Source organism: Streptomyces hoynatensis (assembly GCF_003626535.1).
Taxonomy (GTDB): Bacteria; Actinomycetota; Actinomycetes; order Streptomycetales; family Streptomycetaceae; genus Streptomyces; species Streptomyces hoynatensis.
Genome location: NZ_RBAL01000001.1, coordinates 20,860 through 44,002 on the forward strand (window position 1 = coordinate 20,860; position 23,143 = coordinate 44,002).

Consider the following 23,143-nt stretch of genomic DNA (forward strand, 5'->3'; position numbering starts at 1 on the left):
CACGGCTCCCCCCCCCCTCCGCAGCCAGCCTCCCCCTCGTGCATCCGCACCACGCCGCACCCGGCCGACCACCCGCCACGTAGACCGCCCACAGACCCCGCCCCCCACGAGCGGCGCGCCTCACCACGAGAGAGTCACCGCCGAAGAAGCCCCCTCACCCCACCTCACTCCGCACCAGCTGCCGCCCGCCCCCCTCCCCGGGTGCCCCGGCCGCCCCGCCGAGGGCGTGCAGGATGTCCTCCACGCGCTGCTTCGCGTCGCCGAAGAGCATTCGGCTGTTGTCGCGGAAGAACAGCGGGTTCTGGACGCCCGCGTAGCCGGGGGCCATGGAGCGTTTGAAGACGACGACCTGTTCGGCCTCCCACACCCGCAGGACCGGCATGCCCGCGAGGGGGCTGCTCTCGTCCTCCTCGGCGGCCGGGTTGACGGTGTCGTTGGCGCCGATGACCAGGACCACCGAGGTGGCCGGGAAGTCCTCGTTGATCTCGTCCATTTCCAGGACGATGTCGTAGGGCACCTTCGCCTCGGCGAGCAGCACGTTCATGTGGCCGGGCAGCCGGCCGGCGACCGGGTGGATGGCGAAGCGCACGGTGACGCCGCGTTCCCGCAGCAGGCGGGTGAGTTCGGCCACCGGGTACTGCGCCTGCGCCACGGCCATGCCGTAGCCGGGGGCGATGACGACGGAGGAGGCGCCCGCCAGGAGTTCGGCGGTCTCCGCCGCGGTGGTCTCCCGGTACTCGCCGGTCTCGGCCTGTGCCCCGGCGGGGGCCTCGATGCCGAAGCCGCCCGCGATGACGGACAGGAACGAGCGGTTCATCGCCCGGCACATGAGGTACGACAGGTAGGCGCCGGAGGAGCCGACCAGCGCGCCGGTGACGATCAGCAGGTTGTTGTCCAGCAGGAAGCCGGAGGCGGCGGCGGCCCAGCCGGAGTAGCTGTTGAGCATGGAGACGACGACGGGCATGTCGCCGCCGCCGATGGAGGCCACCAGGTGGAGGCCGAGCAGCAGCGCGAGGGCGGTGACCGCGATCAGCAGGCCGAGCCCGGGGTGGGCCACGAAGAAGCCGGTCAGCACGGCGAACGCGGCCAGGGCGCCGAGGTTGAGGGCGTTCTTCCCCGGCAGCATCAGGGGCCGTGACGCGATCCGGCCCGCGAGTTTCCCGTAGGCGACGAGGGAGCCGGTGAGGGTGACCGCGCCGATGAAGATGCCGATGAAGACCTCGGCGTGGTGGATGCGCAGCAACTCCCCGGCCACCGCGGTCTGCGCGCTGCCGCGGTGCTCGACGTCCAGGTAGCCGTTCCAGCCCACGAGGACGGCGGCGGCCCCCACGAAGCTGTGCAGCAGCGCGATGAGTTCGGGCATGGCGGTCATCTCGACGCGCCTGGCCCGCCAGAGGCCGAGGACGGCGCCCGCGGCCATCGCGGCGAGCAGGAGGGAGATGCCGGTGGCGGCGATGCTGCGGGAGGCGAGGCCGATGGTGGCGGCCAGGGCGACGGCCATCCCGGCGATGCCGAACACGATGCCCGCCCGGGACGTCTCGTGCCGGGACAGGCCGGCCAGGCTCAGGATGAACAGCAGCGCGGCGACGAGGTAGGCCGCGTCGGCGGCGGTGGTGGCGGTCATCGTTCCTCAGCCTTTCGAGAACATGCTGAGCATGCGGCGGGTCACGGCGAAGCCGCCGAAGATGTTGATGCTGGCCAGGAGGATTGCGAGGAAGGACAGGACCGTGATGGGCGTGTCCGCGTGGCCGATCTGGAGGAGCGCGCCGACGACGACCACTCCGGAGATCGCGTTGGTGACCGACATCAGCGGGGTGTGCAGCGCGTGGTGCACCTTTCCGATCACGTAGTAGCCGATCACGACCGAGAGTGCGAAGACGGTGATGTTTCCGATCAGTTGGTCCGGCGAGAAGGCGGTCAGCAGGAAGAGCCCCAGGGCGCCGGCGGCCGCCGCCGCGTACCGGACGCCTGCGGTGAGACGCGCCGTCCGCCGCGCGGGCGCGCCGCCTGCCGCGGCACCCGCCGAAGGCGCGGCGGCGGCCCCGGCGGCGGCCCCCGTCGCCGCGGCCCCGGCGGCGCGGGGGGCGGTCGTGGCGGCCCCGGGGGCGGCGGCCGGCGCGGGGGCGGCCGAGACGCGTACGGGCGGCGGCGGCCACGTCTTCTCGCCGTCGCGGACCACCGTGACGGAGCGCTGCACGACGTCGTCGAAGTCCAGGGTCAGCCGCCCGTCCTTGCCCGGGGTGAGGAGTTTCAGCAGGTTGACCAGGTTGGTGCCGAACAGCTGGGACGCCTGGGCGGGCAGGCGGCTCGGCAGGTCCGTGTAGCCGATGAGGGTGACGCCGTTGCCGGTGACGATCGCGCGGCCGGGCACGGTGCCCGCCACGTTGCCGCCCTGCGCGGCGGCCATGTCCACGATCACACTGCCCGGCTTCATGGCGGCCACGTCCGCCTCGGTGAGCAGCCGGGGCGCGGGGCGGCCGGGGAGCAGCGCGGTGGTGATGACGATGTCGACCTCCGCGGCCTGCGCCCGGTACAGCTCGGCGGCGCGCCGGTCGTACGCGGCCGAGGTGGCCTTCGCGTAGCCGTCGGCGCTCGCCTCCTGCGCCGCGTCCACGGCCAGGTACTCGCCGCCCAGGGAACGGACCTGGTCGGCGACCTCGGGGCGCGGGTCGGTGGCGCGCACCACCGCGCCCAGGCTGACGGCCGTGCCGATCGCGGCGAGCCCCGCCACCCCGGCGCCTGCCACCAGGACCTTCGCGGGCGGCACCTTGCCCGCCGCGGTGACCTGTCCGGTGAAGAACCGGCCGAAGACGTGGGCCGCCTCGATGACCGCCCGGTACCCGGCGATGTTGGCCATGGAGCTGAGCACGTCCATCGACTGGGCGCGCGAGATGCGGGGCACCGCGTCCAGGGCGAGCGCGGTCAGCCGGCGGCTCGCCAGGGCCTCGACGAGGTCGGGTCTGAGCGCGGGGCTGAGGAGGCCGATGAGGGTCGCCCCGTCCGCCAGGCGGCGGACCTCGGCCTCGTCCGGCGCGTTGACCTTGAGCACGACCTCGCAGGCCCAGGCGTCGCCGAGTTGGGCGCCCTCGGCCACGTAGGCGGCGTCGGAGAAGCCGGACGCCGCCCCGGCTCCCGGCTCGACCACCACCTCGTAGCCGAGCGCGCGCAGCCGGCGCGCGGATGACGGGGTGGCCGCCACGCGGGTCTCGCCGGGGGCCGATTCGGCGACTACGCCGAGGCGTTGGGGACGCGGCTGGCTCATGGCACCGCCCTTTCCCACGAAGACCGCACCCATCCGACGGGTGACGACGGGCGCTGTCGCGGCGGCCTGGGCTCCTTCGCCTCATCCTGGGAAACCGCCCCAGGAACACGGAGGAACAGGGCGACGCGTCACTTCAGCCGCAGACACGGCGGTCGGAAAAGCGCGGATTGCTGAGAGATGCGACCTTGGGTACGAACTGTGACGCTCTTCGGATGCTAAACACCAGCTGTCTTCACGTCAAGATATCGAAAGTCGTCACCGTGACCTGCCTGGTCAGGGGGTGCGGGGGGCGGGCGGAACCCGTCCCGGGGGGACGAGCCCGGCCCCTTTTGCGGCGAGCGGTGAGCGCCGAGCGGGCGAACGCCGAGCGGGCGAACGGCGAACGGGCGAACGCCGAGCGGGCGAACGGCGAACGGGCGAACGGCGAACGGCGAGGGCCGCGGGGCCGGCGACTGCGGCGGCGGCGGACGCGGCGGGGCCGCGGGGCGGGGAGGCGGCGGCGCCGGGGGCGGGAGGCGGTCAGTGGTCGGAGATGTGGCGGCGGATGGCGACGACGGCGGCGCCCCGGGCCCAGTCGTGGAAGTCGTGGGCCTGGACGGTGAGTTCGATGTCCTCGGGGTTCCGGTGCCGCGCGGCCAGCCCGCGTTCCAGCTCCGGCCGGGCCACCCTGGCCACGTCGATGGCCTCGCCGGCCAGCACGAGGGTCCGCACCCCGGTGTTGTTCACGACGTTCGCGATCAGCACGCCCAGGGCCCAGGCGGCCCGCTGCACCGCCCGGGCGCACACCCGGTCCCCGGCGCCCGCCAGTTCCAGGACCTCGGAGTAGGTGGGGAAGCGGCGCATGCCCTGGGCCGCCGTCATCATGAGGGAACTCTTGGTGAGGTACGCGCCGGCGCAACCGCAGTGGCCCGCGGGGCACATGGGCCCGTCGGGGGTGAGGATCTGATGGCCGAAGTCGCCGATGGCCGCCTCGGTGAGGCGCACCGCCCGGCCGCCGAGGAACAGCGCATACCCCAGGCCGTCGCCGACGGTCACCATGGCGAAGTCCGTCAGCCCGCGGGCCTGTTTCGACCACAGGTGGGAGTAGGCGAGGGCGGTGACGTCGTTGCGCACCGTGCAGGGAATGCCGAGCCGCTCGGACGCCATGCGGCTCACCGGGACCTGCTCCCAGCCCAGCAGGCCCGAGTCGATCAACTCGCCCTCGCCGACCGGCGCCCGGGTGCGCGCGTTGCCGCCCATCCCCAGGCCGATCGCCACCGGCTGCCTGCCCCGGGCGGAGAGCCGCTCCGCCACCTCCCCGATCTGCGCGATCACCGTTTCCGGCGCGAGATCCGCCAGCGGCGCGCTCTCCCTCGCCACCACGTCGGCGCGCAGGTTGGTGAGGACCCCGTACACGTGGCTCGACGTCAGCGTGACGCCCACGAAGTGGAGGTCGTCCGCGACCACTTCGAGGGGGCGGGTGGGCCGCCCGCTCACCGGGTGCGGGACGGCGCCCCGCTCCACCACGAGCCCCGCCTCCACCAGCGGCTTGGTCAACCGGGTCAGGCTGCCGGGCGACAGGCCGAGCGACCGGGCCAGGGCCGTGCGCGACTGCGGGCCGTGGAGCACCAGTTCGCGCAGGATCGGCCGCGCGGTCTCGGGCACGGCGCGCCAGGCGTCCGGCGCCGGCCGCCGGCCGCCTCGACTTCCCGCCGCTCCCACAACGAGAAGGATACGGGCCACCCCATGCCCCTCCCCGGCGGGCGCCGCCCCCGGCGGAGATTCCGTGGCGGAAGTGCCGTCTCGTGGAGACGCCCTCGGCCGGCGCCAGGCGGCCGAATCACCCCGCCCTGATTTTTATGGCAAAAATAATTCGCCGCACGGAGCTTCCGTGCCGCCGCGGGGCGTGACTACGCTGCCCCTGCTGCGGGAGCGCTCCCACGGCGCCCGGGACCCGGGTGCCGATCCAGCCGTTCCAGGGCCGCCCCTTCCCGGGCGGCGCCCCGTGGGACGGGCCTCGTGCACACATGCGGCAAGGGAGAAGTGATGGACATACGGAGAGCCCTGCGGGCCTTCGGCGTTGCCGGAGTGGTCCTGACATGCTGGGCGGTCGGCTCCGGCGCACCGGCCCTGGCCGGCCAGGCCGGGCCGGAGCGCACCGGGGAAGCGGCGGCAGCCGCCGCGGCGGCACCGGAGTTGCAGGTCTCGGGCAACCGCCTGGTGACCGAGTCGGGGGACACGTTCCGCCCCCTTGGCGTCAACAGGTCGGGCGGCGAGTTCGGCTGCGTCCAGGGCAAGGAGATCTTCGACGGGCCCGTGGACCAGGCGGCCGTGGACGCGATGAAGACCTGGCACGTCAACACCGTGCGGGTGCCGCTGAACGAGGAGTGCTGGCTGGGCACCGAGGGGGTGCCCGCGGGCGGTCCCGGCGCGGCGGAGTACCAGCAGGCGGTCGAGGACTACGCGAACCTGCTGGTGGCCAACGGCATCAACGTGATCCTCGACCTGCACTGGTCCAGGGGCGAGTACACCGGGCCCGGCGCGGGCTGTCCCGACGTCGCGGCCACCTGCCAGAAGCCGATGCCCGACCTGCAGTACGCGCCGGAGTTCTGGTCGCAGGTGGCCACCGCGTTCAAGGGCAACGACGCGGTCATCTTCGACCTGTTCAACGAGCCCTACCCGGACGCGGCCAACAACTGGTCCGATGCCACGGCCGCGTGGACCTGCCTGCGCGACGGCGGCACGTGCGCCGGCATCGGCTACGAGGTGGCCGGCATGCAGACCCTCGTGGACGCGGTCCGCGCCACCGGCGCCACCAACGTGATCATGACCGGCGGCCTGGAGTGGACCAACAACCTGAGCCAGTGGCTCGACTACAGGCCGGACGACCCCACCGGCAATCTGATGGCCTCCTGGCACTCCTACAACTTCAACGGCTGCGTCACCACCTCCTGCTGGGACGGCACCATCGGCACCGTCGCCGCCCAGGTGCCGGTCCAGATCGGTGAGACCGGCCAGGACACCTGCGCCCACGACTACATCGACCAGGTGATGAACTGGGCCGACGCCCACGGAGTCGGCTACACCGCCTGGACCTGGAACCCCTGGGGCTGCACGGGCGGCAGCGTGCTCATCGCCGACTGGAACGGCACCCCGACCAGCACCTACGGCGAGGGCTTCCGCGACCACCTGCTCACGCAGAACCCCGGCGACGGCACCGACCCCGACCCGGGCACGGCCGCCTGCCGCGTCGCCGTGGGCATCCAGAGCTGGGGCACCGGCCTGACCGAGACCCTCTCCCTGACCAACACCGGCACCACCGCGGTCAACGGCTGGTCCCTCGCCTTCGACCTGCCGGAGGGCCAGACGATCACCAACGGCTGGAACGCGACCTACAGTCCGGGCAGCGGGCACGTGACGGCCACCCACGCCGCCTACAACGCCACCCTCGCCCCCGGCGCCACCCTCAGCCTCGGCTTCCAGGCCACGCACACGGGCAACGCCGGTGCCCCCACCGGCTTCACCCTCAACGGCAGCCCCTGCACGACGAGTTGAGACCGCACGCCGCGGCCGGGGGACGCGGCGGACGGGCGCGGGGCGCAGCACGCGGGACGCGACCCGCGGCGCCTCGCGCCCGCCGGGCCGGCGCCCGCGGGACCGGCGCCCGCGGGACCGGCGTCCGGTGGCCGGAAAGGCGCGAGCCCGCCGGGCCCGGTGAGGGGCCCGGCGGGCGGGTGTGCGTCCGGCAAGCCGGAGGAGATCAGGTGAAGTTGACGTCGCTGCAGATGAAGTAGGTCTGGTCCAGGTGCGACGCCTGCCAGATCGTGTAGATGATGTGGTGGCCCGACCGGCCGGGGGCGCTGGCGCTGAACGTGATGTCCTGGGCCGGCGCGTAGCTGCCGGTCCGCTGCACCAGTTCGAGGTCGTCCCAGCCCAGGGCCTCCGTGGTGGGGTCGAAGCCCTGCTTGGTGACGTACACCAGGAAGTAGTCGGCGCCGTGGCTGGCCTGGTCGTGCAGGTGGAGGCTGAAGTTGGTGCTGACGTCCTGGGTGGTCCACGGGCCCGGCTTGTCCAGCGAGCTGGCCAGCCCGCCCTGGGCGTCGCCGGCGCTGCACAGCTTCCCGTTCGGGATGGCGCCCTGGAAGTTGCCCGCCAGGTTCTCCCGGAACAGGCTCATCCAGTTCCACATGGTGTTGGGGTTGGCCTGGAAGGCCTGCCAGCACATGGGGTCTTCCTGCTGCATGTCCGGGTTGAGGTGGTCGTTGCCCCAGCGCTCCCAGCAGCCGTAGGAGCGGGAGGGCGGGTCGACGATCGAACCGTGGGCGCTCGCCGAATCGGCCCACGGGCTCATGAACAGGGCGAGCAGGCCCAGGACGCCGGCCAGCACGGGCGTGATCACCCGTCGCGTCCAGCGGCGTGTGGGGGTGTCCAAGTACATCGTTGTGGTCTCCGTCTTCCGGAAGGCGTGAGGATGGTTCCGGAGTGGGAGCGCTCCCAGGTGGTTCTTTGTTCGAGCTTTACCCGGCGACATCTCACCGAAACGGTTTCCCCCGGGCCGATTCTGGACCGGCCGGCGGCCGGGTCAGGGATTGCGCGGCGCGCCCCGGCTCCCCGTGCGCGCGCCGCACAGGCGCAGCGCGCTGTCCTCGCACAGCGCCGCCGCCTCCTCGGCGGTGAGGTGCCCGGCGGAGACCTGTGCCGCGGCGGTGTGCTGGAGCCCGAAGACGGCGGCGGAGAGCCAGGCCGCGGGGATCGACGGCTCGAACTCGCCGGTGCGCTGGCCGCGTTGGATGAGCCGTTCGAGGCGCGGGGGGGCGAGGTCGTGGGGGTCGCGGACCGGGCGCGGGAGCCGCGTGGCGGGGTTCAGCAGCAGCGGGTAGCGGTCGACGAACCGCCAGCCTGCGCCGAGGAACCGGGCCAGCGCCTCGGCGGGCGGGGCGGTGTCGAGGCCGGCCTCGTCGAGCAGGGCGGCGTACTCGGCGGCGGCGGACTCGACGAGGGCGGCGACGAGGGCCTCGCGTGAGGGGAAGTGGGCGTAGACGGTCTGGCGGGTGACGCCGGCCCTGGCGGCGATGTCCTCCATGCTCGCGTCGGGCCGCTCGCCGAGGACGAGGCGGGTCGCGTCGAGGATCGCCTCGATGCTGCGGCGGGCGTCGGACCGGCGGCGGCGGGGCGGCGGGGCGGTGTCCTGCGAGTCGGCCATTCCCGGAATGCTATGCGCTCCGCCGTAGCCTTGACATGCTGTAAGAGTTTGGTCAACTCTTACAGCATGTCAAAGAAAATGCCGGCTGGGGAGCAGCCGGCGATCGAGGCGCGCGGGCTGCGCAAGACCTACGGCGGGAGCCGGGCGCTGGACGGGATCGACCTCACGATCCGGCGCGGTGAGGTCTTCGGCTTCCTCGGCCCGAACGGGGCGGGGAAGACCACCACGATCCGCATCCTGGCCACGCTGACCCGGCCGGACGGCGGCAGCGCCCGCGTTCTCGGCCACGACCTGCTGACCGAGGCGGAGGCGATCCGCTCCCGGGTGGCGGTGACCGGCCAGTTCGCCTCCCTGGACACGGACTTGACCGGGCACGAGAACCTGCTGCTCCTCGGCCGGCTCCACGGCCTGTCCCGGGCCGCCCGCAGGCGGCGCGCGGCCGACCTGCTCGACGCGTTCGGCCTGTCCGGCGCGGCCGGGCGCCCGGTGGGCGGGTACTCGGGCGGCATGCGCCGCCGGCTGGACATCGCCGCCGGCCTGCTCGTGACGCCGGACCTGCTGTTTCTCGACGAGCCGACCACCGGCCTCGACCCGCGCAGCCGCAGCCAGGTGTGGGAGCTGGTCCGCCGGATCGCGGCGGCCGGCACCACGGTGCTGCTCACCACCCAGTACCTGGAGGAGGCCGACCTGCTGGCCGAGCGGATCGCGATCGTCGACCACGGCCGGATCGTGGCCGAGGGCACCGGCGCCCAGATCAAGTCCCGCGTCGGCGCGGGCACCCTGCACCTGAGGCTGCTCGACGGGGCGCAGCGCCCGCGGGCCCGGCAGATCCTGGCGGGCGCCCTGGAGGGCACGGTCCGGCTCGCCGCCGACCCGCTCGCCCTGTCCGTGCTGTTCGCCGACCGGCCGGGCGCGGCCGACCTGGGCGGGCCGGCCGGACGCGCCATGACCCGGCTCGCCGAGGCCGGGATCGGCATCGCCGACCTCTCCCTGGGGCGGCCCAGCCTCGACGAGGCGTTCCTCGCGCTGACCGGCCGCCGGGCGGGCGCGGCAGGCGAGGAGCGGGAGGAGCCGCCGGCATGAGCACCCCCACCGCCGTACGTCCCGCCGCCGGGTCCGACCCGATCGACGCCCTGCTCGCGGCGGGGCGCTCCCGCCGCCGCGCCGGGGCGTTCGCCGCCTCGGCCGCGTTCGGCCTGCGTGCCCTGCTGAAGATCAGGCACGACCCGAAGCAGCTCGTGGACTCGGCCGCCATCCCGATCCTGTTCACGGTGCTCTTCACGTACCTGTTCGGCGGCGCGCTGAGCGGCTCGGCCGGCGCGTACCTGAGGACCCTCCTGCCCGGCGTGCTGGCCATGAGCATCGCCGTGGTCACCATGTACGGGGGTGCCCGGCTCGCGCAGGACGTGCGGAGCGGGGCCTTCGACCGGTTCCGCGGCCTGCCGGTCTGGCGCGGCGCCCTGGTGTGCGGCGGGCTGCTCAGCGATGCCGCCCGCTACCTGTTCGCCTCGGCCATCGTGGTGTCCCTCGGCCTGCTGATGGGCTACCGGCCCGGCGGCGGGGTGCCCGGCGTGCTCGGCGCGGTCGGCCTGGTCCTCGCCTTCGGGCTGGCGCTGTCCCTGGTGTGGGCGGCCCTCGCGCTGCTGGTGCCCGACCCGGCCGTCGTCATCGGCATCGCCAACGCGGTGCTGATCCCGGTCTCATTCGCCAGCAACATCTTCGTGCAGCCGGGCACCATGCCCGGCTGGCTGCGGGCCTTCGTCGAGGTCAACCCGCTCAGCCACGTGGCGGCCGCGGCCCGGGGCCTGATGAACGGCACCGGCCAGGCGGCCGGCGAGGTCACCTGGTCCCTGGCCGCGACCGTCGCCCTCGCCCTGGTGTGTGCCCCGCTGACGCTGCGCCTCTACGGCAGGCGGGACTGAGGGGCGCGGGGGCCGTGCGGGCCCGGACGGTTTCGCGGGGGAGCAGCGGGCCGCTGGGCGCGGCGCGAGCAGCGTCGCGGGGCCCGTGGGCTCACGCGAGGGCGGCGGCCAGGAGGGCGAAGGCGGCGAGGATGACGGCGACGCGGACGTAGTGCCGGCGGTCCCAGCGGTTCATCTGCTCCTTCCAGTCCTCGGGCCGGTTCTCGGGGGTCCACGTCTTGCCGCGGTTGTTGATCGGGACGAGCAGCAGGAGCGACATGATCACGCTGAGGAGCAGCAGCGCGCCTGCGGTGACGACGAGGCCGGTGCCGTCGTGGTGGCGGCCGGCGATGGCCCAGAGCACGACGAGGACGAGCGAGCCGATGTACCAGAACGGCATCACGGCGCCGAGCATCCGGCCCCCGTGGGCGCGGCCGAGCTGGCCGCTGTCCTCCGGGAGTGCGGTGAAGATCGGGTTCATGACGAAGGCGACCGAGAACTCCACCCCCACCATCACGCCGACGACCACGGTGGTGACCACTTCGAGTGCGTTGAGCATGCCGACCCCTCCTGGCATCTAGTGTTGCTAGCCGATGTGGCAACGCTAGCGCTGCTACCGCTCTCTTGTCTAGCGGTGCTAGGGTCGCATCATGTCGGTACAGGAACGCAAGCAGCGCGAACGGGCGGAGCGCGAGCGCCTCATCGTGGCGACAGCCCGCGAACTCGCCGAGCAGCAGGGCTGGGACGCGGTCACCACCCGCCGGCTCGCCGAGCGCATCGAATACAGCCAGCCCGTCCTCTACAGCCACTTCCGCGGCAAGCGCGAGATCATCGGCGCCGTCGCCCTCCAGGGCGCCACCGAGATGGCCGCGGCGGTGCGGGCCGCGACCGCCGCCGCGGACGGCCCGCGCGCCCGGGTGTACGCCCTGGCCAGGGCCTACCTCGACTTCGCCGCCCGCAACCCGGCGGTCTACGACGCCCTCTTCCAGCTCGACGGCGGTCTGGTGTACGCGCAGGAGGACACCCCCGAGCAGCTGAAGGACGCCTTCGCCGCCCTGCTGGAAAGCCTCGGCGAGGTCGCCGGGGACGGCGTCCACCCCGGCCTGTTCACCGAGGCGTTCTGGGCGGCCCTGCACGGTCTCGCGACGTTGACCCGGGCGGGGCGGCTCCCGCCGGAGGACGCGGAGCCGCGGATCGCGCTGCTGGTGGAACGGCTCGCCATCGTCTGACCCGCCACCCGGGCGGCGGGCATGGGGCCCTGGGGTGGACGGGGCCCCGGGCGGGCCCGCGGCTCCGGGGGGATGGGGCCCCGGGCAGGCATGGGTGAGGTGGACGGGCGCAGGGCGGGGGCATCCCCGTGTCACCCCGTATCACCCCGCGGCCCCCCTCCGGCACCGGACGGCGCGCCGGGTGGCACCCGTGGCCACACCCCGGGCGCACGCGCCACGGGCCGGCATCCCCGGGCGCACGCCCCGGGCCGACATCCCCGGCGCACGCGCCCGGCGTGCGGGCGGGGGGATGGCGGAGGGGGCGGTCAGGAGAGGACCGCGGGCCTGAGGGTCTCGGCGCACCACCGCTCGAAGGTGGTCGGCGAGGCGGTGTCCGGCGTGCGGGTGACGCCGGCGTCGAGGCCCTCGTCCTTGGCCCGCTTCATGTCGACCACGCCCTGGGCGAACGCCTCGTTGAGCCCGTAGCCGAGGAGGGCGCCGAGCAACTCGTCGAGCGGCTGGCGCTCGTAGCGGACGGGGCGGCCCAACTGCTCGGTCATGATGCGGGCCAGGTCACGGGGGGAGAGGTCCTGCGGCCCGAGGACCGGGACGTCGCCGCTGCCGCTCCAGGAGCGGTCGAGCAGCAGGCGGGCGGCGACGGCGGCGATGTCGGCCACGGCGACGAGGGGGGCTTTGCGGTCGGGGTCGACGGAGTCGGTGAAGACGCCCTTCTCGCGGATCGACTCGGCCTCCTCCAGGAGGTTCTCGAAGAAGGAGGGGCAGGCCAGGGCCCGGTAGGCGGCACCGGTGCCGGCCAGCAGGTCGTCCGTGGCGAGGGAGGCGGTGACCAGCCCGGCGCGTCCGGCGACCTGGGTGCCGCGGCCGAGCGCGGAGACGCCGACGACGTGCCCGACGCCGTGGGCGGCGAGCGCCTTCGCGGCGGGACGGGTGAAGCCGGGGTAGGCGTCCTCGGGGGACCGGGAGGCGTCCGGGGGGACGAGCCAGAAGACGGCGTCCGCCCCCTCGAAGGCGCGATCGACGACCTCGGCCTCGCCGTGCGAGCCGGTGATCACCTCGACGCGTTCCCTGGCCGCCTCCGGCAGCCGGGCGGGGTCGCGGACGATCACGCGCAGTTCCTCGCCGTGGGCGGGGGCCGCCTCAAGGAGCAGGGACAGCAGCCGGCGGCCGATGTTACCGGTGGGAGCAGTGATGACGATCATGAAAACCTCGGGGTCGTCCGGTTCGGTATGCCCGTCATCCTGGGAGGCCCACGGCATTGCCACAATGGGAACTTCAGCACGGAATCATTGCCTGAAACGGAATGATGCTGGTGAACAGCCAAGAGCCGGTGGTCGACGCCCACCTCGCGGTCGCCCTGGACGCCCTCCTCGCCGAGCAGAGCGTCACCCGCGCCGCCGCCCGCCTGCACACCTCCCCGGCCGCCATGAGCCGCACCCTCGCGCGCCTGCGCCGCATCCTCCAAGACCCCCTCCTCGTGCGGGCCGGGCAGGCCATGGTCCCCACCCCCCGCGCCGAGGCCCTGCGCGAGGAGGCCGCCGCGGTGGTGCGCCGCCTCGGGGCGCTGCTCAGCCCCGGCGCCGGGATCGACCCCGCCGAACTGCGCCGCACCTTCACCCTCCAGACCGCCGACCTGGTCGGCGCGGCCCTGGCCCCGGGGCTGCTGCGGCTGGCCCGGCAGGAGGCGCCGGGGGTCTCGTTCCGGCTGCGCGCCGAGGAACTGGAGGCGGCAGGCGCCCTCCGCGACGGCCGGATCGATGTGGAGGTCGGCTCCATCGACCACGTCGACCCGGAAACCCGGGTCGAGGACATCGTCACCCTGCGGATGATGGCGGCCGTGCGGCCCGGCCACCCCCTCGCCGAGGGCACCCTGACCCCCGCCCGGCTCGCCGCCGCGGAACACGTCGTGGTCAGCCGCCGCGGCCGGTTCACCGGCCCCCTCGACTCCGCCCTGGCCGAGCTGAACCTCCGGCGGCGGGTGGCCGTCGTGCTGTCCGGCCACCTGGCCGCGATGACCCTCGCCGCCCGCAGCGACCTCGTCTGCCTCGTCCCCGCCGCCCCCGCAGGCGCCGCCCCCTCGCCCCTCACCGACGACGCCACCGCCCTCGGCCTGCGCCTCCTCGACATCCCCCTGCCGCTGCCGCCGCTGACCATCGGCATGGCCTGGCACCCCCGCCACGCCGCCGACGGAGCCCACCACTGGCTCCGCACCGCCGTCCGCCGCACCCTCCGCCCCCGGGAGCGCACGCCGGGCGGCACCCCCGAGGGCACCCCGGGAAGCGGGAGAGAAGGCGGGACGCGAGGCGGGGTGGGGGACGGGGTGGGTTGAGGCGGGGGCGCGCCGTTGTTCCTCGCCGCCGGCACCTCCGCCCTGTACGCCGCCTTCGACGCCGGCTCCGGCCGGCGGAGCCCTCAGCGGTGCAGCCGTGTCGGCGTGGTTGTCACATTCCCGTGGTGTCGCGCTGTGCCGACGGATGTCAGCGGAAGGGGGCGTACCACTCGCGGGGGAGTCCCTGGATGGTGCGGATCGCGGCCACGGTCTCGTGGACGAGGCGGAACGACGTGAATGTTTCCGGGTAGTTGACCGCCGACATGGCCTCTTCCTCCGTGACCACCCGCAGTTGGCCTGCCGTGCGGTCTCCCTCGTCGGGAACCCTCAGGGTCGATCGGAAGCCGATGCGGTCGTTCCGGTGGACGGGCGTCTCGCCCGCCGGCGCCGGCGCCGTGAAGCTCAGGGCCCAGACGGTCTCCCAGCGGCCGTCGTCGAGCCGGGTGATCTCTCCCCACTTCGTGGGGCGCAGAAAGGCCGCGGAGTACTCGTTCGATTCCGGTTCCATCAGGGCGTCACCTTCGCGATCCAGTTCATCTCGCGGTTCAGTGTCTCGAAGGAGTCCGGATGGAAGATCGTCTCGTCCGGCACGCCTTCACCCACCGTCCGGACCTCCACCAGTCCCTCGTCGAGCAACCTCTGGTAGGTGGACTCCGGGAGTCGGCCCACGATAACAGTCGAGGGCGATTCGCCGTCGACGCGCAGGCCCCACTCATAAGCGGACTGGAAGCCGGGAGAATCGCCGCCTGCGACCTCGTGCGTGAAGAACGATCCCGGGCGGCTCATGGCTCCGCCATTTGTGGCGGCCCGTCCGGCGTCCGCGCTCAGCCCGTTGGCCAGGATGTCCTCCGCGAAGTTCAGCGAAGTGCCGTGCGCGAACTCCCGGTAAGGCCCCAGGCCCAGTGGGTCGGCCCACATGAGCGGGTTGCGGATGTACGCCACCGGGTTGGGCGCTTGGGCGAGGCCGAGCGGGTCGGAGGTGAGGTAGCGGGCGGATTCCGGGTCGTAGTAGCGGTGGTGGTTGTAGTGGAGGCCGGTCTCTGCGTCGTGGTACTGGCCGGGGAAGCGCAGCGGCGTGTAGGCGTTGCTGCCGGAAGGCCAGGCGGTGGTGCCCCACAGGGTTGTTCGCGGCCGCCAGGCGATCTTGCCCGTGTCGTCGACGAGTTCCGTCGGCGTGCCGACCAGGTCGGTGACGATGGCGAAGAAGCGTGCGTCGATCTCCTCCTGCGTGGCCGCGTCGCTCAGCCGCTCGGCCTGGCACAGAGGACGTACCCCGTCGTGGTCCCAGGTGAGGGTGATGCGGTGGGGCAGATCCGGACGGGATGTGGTCTGTTCGGCGAGGACCGAACCATCCCAGGCGAAGCGGACTTCCTCGGCGACCGTCGCACCATCGGCCGACATGCGCCGCTTCGAGACCCGGCGGCCGAAGGGGTCGTAGCGGTAGCGCCACACGATGCCATCCGGAGTGGTGACGGCGGTGAGCCGGTCCTCGGCGTCCCATTCGTACGACCAGACGGCGGGCTTGCGGGAAAGGCGGGTCCGGCGGCGCCGGATGACGCGCCCGGCCGGGTCATACTCGTACCTGACCGCGCCTGCGCTGATGATCCGGCTGCCCTGGTAGCTCCTGGCGCCCCGTGCCTCGTCGTGCGGATGGTCGTCGGGCCACGACGCGTGGGTCTGGTTGCCGGCGGCGTCATAGGCGTAGGACTCGGTCCACTCGTGGGCGCGTACGGCGCAGATGCGCCCGGCACGGTCCAGCTCGAACTCGGTGGGTCCGCCCCGGGAGTCCTCGCGCCTGATGAGGTTGCCATCCGTTCGGTAGGCGTACGTGCGCCGCCACGGAAGGCCGTCCACGCCGGTGAGTGCCTGTTCCGTGAGCCTGCCCAGCGCGTCCCAGCTTTGTGCCATGTGCAGGCCGCCGCCCACGCGGCGGGAAGTCTCCCGGCCGGCCGCGTCATAGTCGAAGTCAAGGCGCTGCCCGCAGGAGGTCAGGGCGACCCGTCGGCCTGTCGCGTTGTACGCGTACTCCGCTCGCGCGCCGCCCGGAGTGGTCCGCGAGAGGCGCCGGCCGGCCGCGTCGTAGCTGAAGGACATGATGCGTCCGTCGACCTCTTCGCTCAGCACGCGACCACCGGCGTCGCGTTCCCAGCGCACCTCACAGTCCTGGCCCCGGGCCCGGACCATGTTCCCCATGGCGTCGTACGCGTATTCGGTCACCACGCCGCCCGCGTCCTTGCGAACAAGCCGCCCCATGGAGTCATAGGCGTACGTAACGGTCTGTCCCAGCGGATTGGTACGCGCCACGAGACGCCCGGCCGCGTCGTGCCGGTAGGTGATCCGGCGCCCGTCGAAGTCGGTCTCGGCCGACAACCGCCCCGCTTCGTCGTACTCGTAGCGCCAGGTGAGGCCATGCGGGCCCGTGACCTGGGTCAGGCGCAGTGAGGCGTCGTGCTCGAACTCGTAGCGTGTGCCGTCCGGATCGGTCCTCGCGGCCAGCACGTCGAAGTGGGTGTACTCGAACGCGGTAACGGCTCCGGCGGCGTTGGCGTGCCGAACGCAGTTTCCCTCGCCGTCGTATTCCCAGGTCTCTGTCGACCCGTCGGGGCCGACGAGGGCGGCGAGTCGCCCTTCCACCGTCCAGGACAGCCGGGTGACGGCGCCCAGCGGGTCGGTGATCTCGGTCAGGCGGCCGAAGGCGTCCCGGTGGGCGAGTTGGCGGTTGCCCAGCGGATCGGTGACCTCTACCGGGAGGCCGGCGGGGTTGCAGCGAATGCGGGTCGTGGCGCCCAGCGGGTCGGTAACGGCCGCCAGCCCGCCGGTGTCGTTGTAGTCGAACTCGGTGGTGGCGCCGGACGGGTCGGTGACGGCCGTCCGGTTGCCGCGTTCGTCGAAGGCATACTCCCAGGCGTTGCCGTCAGGGAGGACGACGCGGTCGCGTCGTTCCGCCTCTTCGTGGACGTAGCGCATCGTCGTTCCGTCCGGCCGGACGACGGCGCCGGACCGCGTCTCGGGGCTGTCCTCGATACGGGTGGTGTGCCCGGTGGCGTCCGTCGTGGCGACCACGCGGTGGTGGTCGCCGTAGGAGGTGCGGGTGACTCCGCCGTTGGCGTCGATCTCGGCGACCACCTGGCAGGTGTCATCCGTGACGAAGCGGCTGACCGCGCCCGCGGCAGTCGTCAGCGTGGTGACCCGCATCCCTGGCCAGTCGGGGAGCGCACCGTCGTAGTCCAGGGCCACGGCAATGTGCCCCGCCTCGCCTGACTCCGCGACGCAGCGGTCCTTCTCGTCGTAGGTGTAGGAGTAACGGCGGTCGTTGCTGTCCGTCCATGACGTGACGCGCAGCCGGTCGTCGTAGGTGAAGCGCAGCGTGTGCCCCGAAGAGTTGACGACCGAGCACAGGTTGCCGTCCGCGTCGTACCGATAGCGTCGGATCAGGATGTCCTCGCCGTCGGCGCCCGCCAGGGACAGCGAGGTGATCCGGCCTTCTGCGGAGGTCAGCTTCAGGTGGTAGCCACCGGAGTGCCGGATCGCCGTGGGGACACCGTCTGCCGTGTACGCGAAGTCGATGGTGTTGCCGTTCCTGTCCTGAATGCGCTCCAGCTGCGCCAGCCCGTAGGCGTCGGGCAGCGCGAAGTGCCGGGCTCGCCCCGTGGAGGGCTCGGTGACCGCGTACCGGCCATCCGCCAACCGGGACAGGGGCCAGCGCGGGCCCGATGCGGGGAGGACCGCGGTGCCCGTCCCGGGCGGCAGGTGGGGATAGGCGAGCACCATGCCGTCCTCTGCGACGAAGACCACGCCCTTCTCGTCGATTTCCAGGCGCTGGTCGCAGGTGGAGGACCAGGAGGGCCCGAACCAGAGGCCGGTGCGGTAGCCCGACTCGACGCGTCGGGTGAAGCTCAGCGGCAATGTGCCGGGGAGTAGGACGTCGGTCTGCGGCAGGTACATCAGACCGGTCGCCATGTCGACCGGGTCACTGCCGGAGCTGCGGATCAGGTTGCGGAAGCGCGACCTGGCCGCTTCCATGCCGTCGGCCAGCATGGTGCGGCCTCGTCCGGCAAGACCCTTGACGCCTTGGGCGATGCCGCGCAGGCCGGTGCGGGCGGCGGACAGGCCGCCGCGTAGTCCGCGGGCGAGGCCGCCGAGGGTGGTGATGCCTTTCATGCCGGGGATGCAGTCCAGGGCCGCAAAGGCGACGTCCCACAGGGATGCGCGTCCGTTGGCGTATTTGATGAGGGTGTCGGCGAGGACGACGAGGGCGGCGGCGAGGACGACCCAGGCGAGGGGGCCGCCGATGATCATGACGACGATGCCGAGGACGGCGACGATGGTTTTGCAGACGGCGACGATGGTGTCCCAGTTTTCGGTGACCCAGTGGATGGCGTCTTCCCACCAGTGGCGGTTGTGGATGCCGGCGTCGGAGGCTTCGTCGATGCCCTGGGCGCAGGTGCGGGCGGCGTCCTCGCGCATGTCGCGGGCCTGGCGGGCGAGTTCACGGGCGGCGTCCAGGCGTTGCTGGGCGTCCTCCACGCGGGTTTGGGCTGCGGTGGCGGCGTCGTGTGCGGCCTGGGCGTTGCGGGTGGCGGCGCGGACCTGGGCCTCGTCGGGTGGCGGGGCGCTGCTGCCGTGGCCCTCCTGCTGGAGGCGGTCGGATTCCTGGCCGGCGCGGGTGACCCAGTCTTGTGCGTCGGCGAGTTGACCTTGGGCTGTGGTCAGGTCGGCTTGGGCTTCGAGGGCGCGTTGGAGGGCGCGGTCGGCCATGCCCTGGGCGGTGTCGAGTTGGGGGGCGTAGGCGGAAAGGGCCTGGGCGCACAGTTGGTAGCTGGTGTGGAGTTTGGTGAGGTTGCCGGGGACTTCGTCGAATTCGGAGCGGAAGGCTTCGGCGGATAATCCGGCCCAGTCCTGCATGGCGCGATCGGAGGCCATGGCGCGGATCTTTCCCAATGCCTCGCCGACGTCGTCGGCGAAGTCCTGGAGGGAATCGGCCAGCGTCCGGATCTCCTCGGGGTCACCGGGCGTGGGGTCGGAGTCCATGTCCACCGGACTCCAATCGGACGGACGTGCCATGATCTTCCCCCCAGAATGATCAATCGACGTGCGCAACTGCACAGTACGGTAAGCGTCGGCTCAGGCCGCGTTCAACGGTCGTGCATTCACCAGGGAGGACACGCCAGGGGCCGTCGGCAGTTCCCGGTGACATTCACCTCGCGGATTCTCCGATTGATCGTTCCGGTCGCGGATCAATGGGCCGCGGGACGCGCGGCGCAAGCCTTCCGCCGAAGACCTGGACTCCCCCTGCCGCGGCAACCGCGGGGCCGGCTCTCGCGTCGGGAGCCGGCGGGCTTCACGGGCCGTGCGAAGGGGCCGAACGCCGGCGGCCGGCCCGGGGCGGCAGACAGGCGGGGGCGCCGGCCGGCCTGCCGCATACCATGCGAGGATGAGCGAATCGCGGGTCCGGGCGGTGGTTTTCGATGTCGACGGCACGCTCTGTTTCGACGGGCGGGCCATCGACGGGCGGATACGGGCGGCGATCGGCGCGTGTGAACGAACCGGTCACCAGGTGGTGTTCGCCTCCGCGCGGCCGGTGAGGGATCTGCTGCCCGTGCTCGGCGGGGAGTTTCCCACCGCCACGCTGATCGGCGGGAACGGCAGCCTGCTCTCGGTCGGCGGGCGGGTGCGGGCCAGGGCCGTGTTCGGGGCGGCGGAACTCGCCGCCCTGCTGGAGGTGGTGGAGCGGCACGAGGCGGCGTATCTCGCGGACGGCCCCTGGGACTACGCCTACACCGGGCCACCCGACCACCCCATCCGCACCCGCGTCGACCAGGGCAATCTCGCCCGCCGGGTGGACATCGCGGAACTCGGCGACGTGGTGAAGTTCCTGGTCGTCAGCGCCTCCCGGATGGCGGAGCTCGCCGAGGCCGGGCGCGGGCTCGGGCTGACCGTCAACCACCATCTCGACGAGGGGATCGTCGACTTCGCCCCGGGCACGACGAACAAATGGGAGGCCCTGACCTCGCTGGGGATCGGCGCGTACACGGCGTTCGGCAACGACATCAACGACCTCGACCTGCTGCGCAACGCGCGGCGGGCGGTGCGGGTCGGCGCCCACCCGAGCCTGGAGGACGTCGCCCACGTCACCGTGCCGCCCGAGCCGGAGGCGGTCGCCGCCGAGATCTTCCGGCTGGCCGGGGCCGCCCCGGTGACGGCGTAGGCCCGGGCCCACGCACGGCGTGGGCCCGGGTCACGGCATCGGCTCGCGCCGCCGCAGGGGGCTCCTGCCACCCGCGAGACGCCTGCCGCCGGAAAGGCTCGGGGGGCCGGGGGCCGGGGGCCGGGGGTCAGGGGGAGGCGTCGCCGGGGCGGGGCTTGCGGCGGAGGCGTTGCCAGGGGGCGCGGCGCGGTGGCCTGGCCACGATGTCGCCGCCGGTCGACCTGCCGGTCAGCAGGATGCTCAGCCGCACCGGGGTCTCCGGGCCGGGGGCCGGGGGGAGCTTGATCTCGCCGCGGCTGTGGCTGATGCCGTCGGCGTTCACCACGATCCCGGGCGCGGTCACCAGGGTCAGGTGGCCGCCAAGCCGCAGGTTCACGTCGATGTCCAGGACCCGGTGCGTGAGCACGGCCTCGGTGAAGTCCAGCTTCAACTCGCTGAACATCAGGGCCACTTCCATCCGGCGCGGCACCAGCCAGCGGCCCGTGCGCTCGCTTTCGCCGAAGCGCTGGTCGATCCGGATCACCTCGCGCGCGCCCGGGGGCATCTCCTCCAGCGGCAGGTCGGCGGTCAGGGCCGCGAGGTCGGAGACGGTGCGGGCCGCCAGCGCCGCCCCGACGCGTTCGTCCAGCTCGGCCAGGGTCAGCCGGCCGTCCCCCGCCGCGACCTGGAGGAACTCCACGACCTGCTCGCGCTCCCGGTCGGACACCCGGAGCTGCGGGTTCCCGGGGCGGGGGGCGGGGAGGTTCGGTGGGGGTGCGTCGTCTGGCATGGATGCAGTGTGCGGGCAGGCCCCGGCGCCCGGCAAGCTGCGGCGAGGGAGGCGGCACGCTGCGGCGAGGGAAGACGGCAGCCTGAGGGCGGGGGAACGGCAGCCTGCGGCGAGGCAGGCGGCAGCCTGCGGCGGGGGAGCGGCACGGCCGGGCGGGGGCGCCGTTCAGGGGGCGGCGGGGGAACCGGCGGGGGAGGCCGGGTCCAGGTCGAGGTCCAGGCGCATCTGCCGTCTGAGGCCGGCGAGTTCGACCTCCCACAGGGCGCTGATGCGGGCCTGGGCGGCGTCCAGGGAGTCCCCGGCGAGGCAGGTGCCGTTGGTGAGGCGCATCAGCAGGCCGAAGGTGTGGTTGAGGGAGCGGTTCGCGCGGCGGGCGGCGGCGAGGACGGCGGGCGGGGCGATCAGCTGGAGTTCGGCGTAGCAGTCGGCGTGGGCGGCGCGGGCGCGGTGCAGTTCCGCGGTCACGGACTCGACGCCCTCGTTCGCGCGCAGGGCGTGGAACTGGTTGGTCAGGGCCACGAGGTAGCGGCGCGCCGCGGTGTTCAGCGCGGTGTAGCGCGCCCGCTTGGCCTCGATGCGGCGGCGCCGGTCGAGGCGGCTCAGCTCCTGGGCCCTCGAACGGCGCACTTGCCGCTGCGCCAGCAGCGTCGACACCAGGGTGCCCGCCACCGCCACCAACGTGATCAGCAGCGAGCTCACCGTCTCGTGCACAGCGCCTCCTTCGCCGTTGTGCTCGTGCGCCCATTCAAGAGCCGGCGCCCGGTGACCTGCGGGTTCCCGCTGGGCGTCGTCCGGGCATTTTCCGTCCGGCCGGGCGGTAACCCCCTTGTCGCGTGGGACAGTTGCCGAAGACCCGCGGTGGCTGCCCGGCCGGGCAGGGCCGCCGCTCACTGGTGGCGGGAGGCGAAGCGGTGAACGCGGCGGAGATGCTGGAACTCGTCGGGGAGCGGCTGGCTGAGATCAGGGCCGGGCTGCCACCCGAGGAGTTCGAGAGGTTCCGGCTGGCGCTGGACGAGCTGGCCGCGGCCGGCGCCGACGCGGTCGCCGCGCGCCGCGCCGCGCTCGGCATCGGGCGGGCGCTGCTGTCGCTGCCGCTCGACAGCCCGCTGCGGGCGGCGGTGGCGGATCGGCCGCGCCTGGCCACCGGCGCAGGGGACGCGCCCACGCTGGTGGCGGAACGGGCCCGCGAGGTGCTGCGGCGGCTGGCGGCCCAGGCGCCCTCGCCCGAGGAGATCGTGGCGCGGGCGCGGCGGCGGCTGCTGGCGGCGCCCGCGCGGTCCGAGGCGGAACTCGACCCGCGCACGGCGGCCGATCCGCTGGCCGCGGGCCTGATCCGGCTGACCGACGCCGAACGGGGCGCCCGCTACCCGGACTTCCAGTTCGATCCCGGCGGCGGCCCGCGCCCCGTGGTGCGGCGGGTCAACCGGATGCTGCTGGCCGAGCAGGACCCCTGGGGGGCGGCGGACTGGTGGCTCGGCGCCAACCGCTGGCTGGGGGGCGTTCCCGCCGAGCTCATCGGGCGGGTCCCCGACGAGCTGCTGGCCGAGGCCGCGCAGGTGCTGGTGGAAGGGGAGTGCTGATGCCGGCGTACGCGCCCCCCGCGGGCCTCGCTCCCCACTGCACGACCCTGGAGGCCGGAACGCGGCTGTGGCGGTGCCACCTCACCCCGTTCCCCGCGGCCGGCTTCCACGCGCGCTCCGCGCACCCGCACTTCGGCGGCGGCCGCTTCGACGGGACCGCGGAGGACCCCTTCAAGGTGCTGTACGTGGCGGACGAGCCGCTGACGGCGCTGGCCGAGGTGTTCCTGCGCTCGCGGGAGTTCGGACCCGACGGCGGGCGGCTCATCCCCTGGGCGCAGGCGCGCACCCGTTCGCTGACGCGGCTGGTCACGACGCGGCCCCTCCCCCTCATCAGGCTGGTCGACGAGGAGGACCTGGCCGCGATCGGGCAGGACCGGTGGCTGGTGGAGGAGGAGGGCGTCTCCGTCTACCCGCAGACCCGCTGCTGGACGGCCGCGCTGCGCCGGGACGCGCCCTGGGCGAAGGGGCTGGTGTGGCAGTCGCGTCGCCGCCGGCCGCGCCTGGCGTACGTGCTGTTCGGCGACCGCTGCGGGGAGGACGTGCTGAAGGCCGAGCCGGAGGTGTTCCACGACCTGGGCACCGAGGCCGGCGTCCGGGAGGCCAACCTGCTGCTCGCCGCGCTCAACGCCGCGATCAGCCTGCCGGAGGCGGGGCCCTGGCCGGGCGGCCGGTGAGCGGGCGGCGGG

At 73.4% G+C, this 23,143-nt stretch carries 19 protein-coding genes; 8 read left to right on the forward strand and 11 right to left on the reverse strand.

The window, feature by feature from the left end; translation table 11 throughout:
* Nucleotides 1-154: 154 nt before the first annotated feature.
* From pntB to D7294_RS00100, 3 genes are all read right to left on the reverse strand, one after another.
* Nucleotides 155-1,624 carry a Re/Si-specific NAD(P)(+) transhydrogenase subunit beta gene (pntB, locus tag D7294_RS00090; RefSeq protein ID WP_120674102.1) on the reverse strand — a complete coding sequence of 490 codons (1,470 nt, stop codon included), beginning with the start codon at nt 1,622-1,624 and terminating at the stop codon, nt 155-157.
* Between the two features lie 6 nt (nt 1,625-1,630).
* Nucleotides 1,631-3,262: a Re/Si-specific NAD(P)(+) transhydrogenase subunit alpha gene (locus tag D7294_RS00095; RefSeq protein WP_120674104.1), complete on the reverse strand. Its 1,632-nt coding sequence runs from the start codon at nt 3,260-3,262 to the stop codon at nt 1,631-1,633.
* A 519-nt stretch (nt 3,263-3,781) separates the two neighbouring features.
* On the reverse strand, nt 3,782-4,963 hold the full coding sequence (locus D7294_RS00100) for an ROK family transcriptional regulator (protein ID WP_158674536.1): 1,182 nt from the start codon (nt 4,961-4,963) through the stop codon (nt 3,782-3,784).
* Between the two features lie 324 nt (nt 4,964-5,287).
* Between D7294_RS00100 and D7294_RS00105 the strand changes: the two genes are divergently transcribed.
* On the forward strand, nt 5,288-6,796 hold the full coding sequence (locus D7294_RS00105; RefSeq protein WP_174248231.1) for a cellulase family glycosylhydrolase: 1,509 nt from the start codon (nt 5,288-5,290) through the stop codon (nt 6,794-6,796).
* 205 nt (nt 6,797-7,001) lie between these two features.
* Here D7294_RS00105 and D7294_RS00110 read toward each other — a convergent pair whose 3' ends face one another.
* Nucleotides 7,002-7,679 carry a lytic polysaccharide monooxygenase auxiliary activity family 9 protein gene (locus tag D7294_RS00110; RefSeq protein ID WP_120674108.1) on the reverse strand — a complete coding sequence of 226 codons (678 nt, stop codon included), beginning with the start codon at nt 7,677-7,679 and terminating at the stop codon, nt 7,002-7,004.
* 144 nt (nt 7,680-7,823) lie between these two features.
* Nucleotides 7,824-8,444 carry a TetR/AcrR family transcriptional regulator gene (locus D7294_RS00115; protein ID WP_120674110.1) on the reverse strand — a complete coding sequence of 207 codons (621 nt, stop codon included), beginning with the start codon at nt 8,442-8,444 and terminating at the stop codon, nt 7,824-7,826.
* A gap of 66 nt (nt 8,445-8,510) precedes the next feature.
* On the opposite strand from D7294_RS00115, the gene D7294_RS00120 reads away from it, so the two are divergent.
* Together D7294_RS00120 and D7294_RS00125 are read left to right on the forward strand one after the other, a co-directional pair.
* Entirely contained in the window at nt 8,511-9,527 is a 1,017-nt protein-coding gene (locus tag D7294_RS00120) for an ATP-binding cassette domain-containing protein (RefSeq protein WP_241561993.1), read from the forward strand.
* Complete coding sequence (locus D7294_RS00125) at nt 9,524-10,366, forward strand: ABC transporter permease (RefSeq protein ID WP_120674113.1); 843 nt, start codon at nt 9,524-9,526, stop codon at nt 10,364-10,366. The genes D7294_RS00120 and D7294_RS00125 overlap by 4 nt, the downstream gene beginning before the upstream one ends.
* A 91-nt stretch (nt 10,367-10,457) precedes the next feature.
* Here D7294_RS00125 and D7294_RS00130 read toward each other — a convergent pair whose 3' ends face one another.
* Nucleotides 10,458-10,904: an anthrone oxygenase family protein gene (locus tag D7294_RS00130; protein ID WP_120674115.1), complete on the reverse strand. Its 447-nt coding sequence runs from the start codon at nt 10,902-10,904 to the stop codon at nt 10,458-10,460.
* Nucleotides 10,905-10,995: 91 nt separating this feature from the next.
* Between D7294_RS00130 and D7294_RS00135 the strand changes: the two genes are divergently transcribed.
* Nucleotides 10,996-11,574, forward strand: a complete 579-nt coding sequence (locus tag D7294_RS00135) for a TetR/AcrR family transcriptional regulator (protein WP_120674117.1) — start codon at nt 10,996-10,998, stop codon at nt 11,572-11,574.
* Between the two features lie 305 nt (nt 11,575-11,879).
* Here the strand turns inward: D7294_RS00135 and D7294_RS00140 are convergent, their stop codons facing one another.
* Nucleotides 11,880-12,773: an NAD(P)H-binding protein gene (locus D7294_RS00140; protein WP_120675176.1), complete on the reverse strand. Its 894-nt coding sequence runs from the start codon at nt 12,771-12,773 to the stop codon at nt 11,880-11,882.
* Between the two features lie 101 nt (nt 12,774-12,874).
* On the opposite strand from D7294_RS00140, the gene D7294_RS00145 reads away from it, so the two are divergent.
* The gene (locus D7294_RS00145; protein WP_120674119.1) at nt 12,875-13,900 is read left to right on the forward strand and encodes a LysR family transcriptional regulator; all 1,026 of its coding nucleotides are present in this window, start codon (nt 12,875-12,877) and stop codon (nt 13,898-13,900) included.
* Nucleotides 13,901-14,048: 148 nt separating this feature from the next.
* Here the strand turns inward: D7294_RS00145 and D7294_RS00150 are convergent, their stop codons facing one another.
* Both D7294_RS00150 and D7294_RS00155 read right to left on the reverse strand, forming a co-directional pair.
* Nucleotides 14,049-14,408: a hypothetical protein gene (locus D7294_RS00150; protein ID WP_120674121.1), complete on the reverse strand. Its 360-nt coding sequence runs from the start codon at nt 14,406-14,408 to the stop codon at nt 14,049-14,051.
* A complete protein-coding gene (locus tag D7294_RS00155; protein ID WP_120674123.1) occupies nt 14,408-18,964 on the reverse strand; it encodes an RHS repeat-associated core domain-containing protein in 4,557 nt (1,518 codons plus the stop codon). Before D7294_RS00155 ends, D7294_RS00150 begins: the two co-directional genes overlap by 1 nt.
* Before the next feature lie 370 nt (nt 18,965-19,334).
* Here D7294_RS00155 and D7294_RS00160 point away from each other — a divergent pair, with 370 nt between their 5' ends.
* A complete protein-coding gene (locus tag D7294_RS00160; RefSeq protein WP_120674125.1) occupies nt 19,335-20,108 on the forward strand; it encodes an HAD hydrolase family protein in 774 nt (257 codons plus the stop codon).
* 127 nt (nt 20,109-20,235) lie between these two features.
* Here D7294_RS00160 and D7294_RS00165 read toward each other — a convergent pair whose 3' ends face one another.
* Both D7294_RS00165 and D7294_RS00170 read right to left on the reverse strand, forming a co-directional pair.
* Nucleotides 20,236-20,877 carry a DUF1707 SHOCT-like domain-containing protein gene (locus D7294_RS00165; protein ID WP_120674127.1) on the reverse strand — a complete coding sequence of 214 codons (642 nt, stop codon included), beginning with the start codon at nt 20,875-20,877 and terminating at the stop codon, nt 20,236-20,238.
* 165 nt (nt 20,878-21,042) lie between these two features.
* Nucleotides 21,043-21,588 carry a hypothetical protein gene (locus D7294_RS00170; protein WP_120674129.1) on the reverse strand — a complete coding sequence of 182 codons (546 nt, stop codon included), beginning with the start codon at nt 21,586-21,588 and terminating at the stop codon, nt 21,043-21,045.
* Nucleotides 21,589-21,788: 200 nt separating this feature from the next.
* Between D7294_RS00170 and D7294_RS00175 the strand changes: the two genes are divergently transcribed.
* Both D7294_RS00175 and D7294_RS00180 read left to right on the forward strand, forming a co-directional pair.
* Entirely contained in the window at nt 21,789-22,457 is a 669-nt protein-coding gene (locus tag D7294_RS00175; protein ID WP_174248232.1) for a hypothetical protein, read from the forward strand.
* Entirely contained in the window at nt 22,457-23,131 is a 675-nt protein-coding gene (locus tag D7294_RS00180; RefSeq protein WP_120675180.1) for an RES family NAD+ phosphorylase, read from the forward strand. Before D7294_RS00175 ends, D7294_RS00180 begins: the two co-directional genes overlap by 1 nt.
* The last annotated feature ends 12 nt before the right edge of the window (nt 23,132-23,143 follow it).